Here is a 1708-nt window from a genome sequence, read left to right on the forward strand (position 1 = left end):
ACGCCACCCGGGCCCGGTGACAACACCCCCCGGATCATGCTTGCGACAGGGGGCTTGAATCATGCCGGACCGGGTGACCTGGCTCCCACCAACCAGCGGTCGGTGGGACGTGAAAAAGGTAACGGGGCCTGGGTGGGTCAGGCGGGGTGCAGGGCGCTGCGGCGCATCCAGCCGGTGCCGCCGTCGGCGAGGGTGACCTGGACGTAGGTTTGGTTTTCGGCGGTGTTGTGGACGGTGGCGCAGGATTGGCCGACGGTGTCGCCGGCGTGCTTGACCTTCAGCGGCGCGGTGGTGCGGGCGGTTGTGGGGTAGACGCCCGCGGCGGGCCAGATGACCTTCCAGTGGCAGGCCGGGGCGGGGGGTGCCGGTGTCGCCGCCGGCGCCGGTGTCGCGTGGGCGGCGGCCGCGGACGGGTGTGTGGTGCTGCGTGCGGGCAGCGCCCGGGTCTCGATGTAGCCCCAGCGGTTCAGCTTGGGCACCTTGACCTTGGTCCAGTGGCCGTTCTGGCGAGTGGCGCGGGTGCGGTCGACCCTCCAGCCCTTGGGCACGTTGCCGATCACGAAGTTGGCGTTGTCGCGCAGGGTGACGTTCTCATCGGTGGCCACCCGCCGGATGATCTTCGCGCCAGGGAGGGTCTGCTTGACCTCCCGCCAGCCGACGTGCTGTTCGGTCGCTCCCACCGCCCTGGAGCGCCCGTAGCCGATCCTCGATGGGATCGGCCGGCCTGCGGGGTAGTAGGAGACCGGGACCGTCCATTTCCCCTCAGAGTTCTTGGCGACCTTCTCCGCCTGGCGGATCGAGGTGCCCAGGCACGTGTCCTTCTTGGTGCGGTTGGTGTACCCCCAGTGCGGGTATCCGTGGCCGCCGACAGAAATCACCGCCCATTTGCGGTTGGCGTTGTAGCGCCACTTTACCGTCGTCGGCTTGCCCTTACCGCTCGTGCGGGGGGTAAGGGTCCAGGACTTGTTGGCACCGCGGGTGTGGTCCGGGTGGTTGAAGTAGATCGTGCACGGCTTGGTGATCCGGTACCTCAGCTGCAGGACCCACCTGGTCTCACGCTTGGCGGCGGGCTTGCCGGTGGGCGCGGCGGCGGGCGCGTTGGCCGGCCGTGCCGCGGGGGCGGAAGGGGAACCGGCGGCCTGGGCGTGCCCGGACAGCAGGGCCGCCGCGGCGGCGATCCCCACCATGGCGGAGGCGATGCCGCGCGGATGCGGGATGCAAGGAAAACGGGACATGGGTGGTGTTCTTCTCTTCTCGGGTTTTCGTCTCCTGGGAGACGCCGACAGGCCAGGATCAAAGCCCCGGCCGAGCTCGCCGCCAACCCGTTGTGGGACGAAATCCAAGGTGGGACATAAACCGGGGTTGACCAGGGGCTTCACGACGTCGGGACGGGACGGGACACCATCGTGGGACGGAAGACCGAGACCGAACGGCTGGTGTCTCCGGAGCGCAGGCACCTGGGAAAAATGATCAAGGTGCTGGCCGAGCGGACGAACGCGTCCGGCCTGCGGGCTCAAGCCGCCGCGCTGGGAACGCCCAAAAGCACCCTGCAGCGCTGGATCAGCGGGGAGGCGATGCCCAGCGAGAGCGGCTTCGACGACATGCTCCTCGCCGCCGGCCTCAGCCATCCGGAGCAGCAGACGTACCGGGAGGCGTGGAAGGCGGCGCGCGGCAACCCTCCCGTCCCGCTGCCGGCGCCCGCCGACTC

2 protein-coding genes are annotated in these 1708 nt (G+C 69.6%); one reads left to right on the forward strand and one right to left on the reverse strand.

Annotated elements, in window-relative coordinates:
• Positions 1–137: 137 nt before the first annotated feature.
• On the reverse strand, positions 138–1235 hold the full coding sequence (locus E1298_RS46715; protein ID WP_131903772.1) for a hypothetical protein: 1098 nt from the start codon (positions 1233–1235) through the stop codon (positions 138–140).
• Between the two features lie 171 nt (positions 1236–1406).
• On the opposite strand from E1298_RS46715, the gene E1298_RS46720 reads away from it, so the two are divergent.
• The coding region (locus tag E1298_RS46720) for a hypothetical protein (protein ID WP_207945286.1) at positions 1407–1708 on the forward strand (302 nt) is incomplete at its 3' end.

Origin of the sequence: Actinomadura rubrisoli (assembly GCF_004349215.1) — a bacterium.
Classification (GTDB): Bacteria; Actinomycetota; Actinomycetes; order Streptosporangiales; family Streptosporangiaceae; genus Spirillospora; species Spirillospora rubrisoli.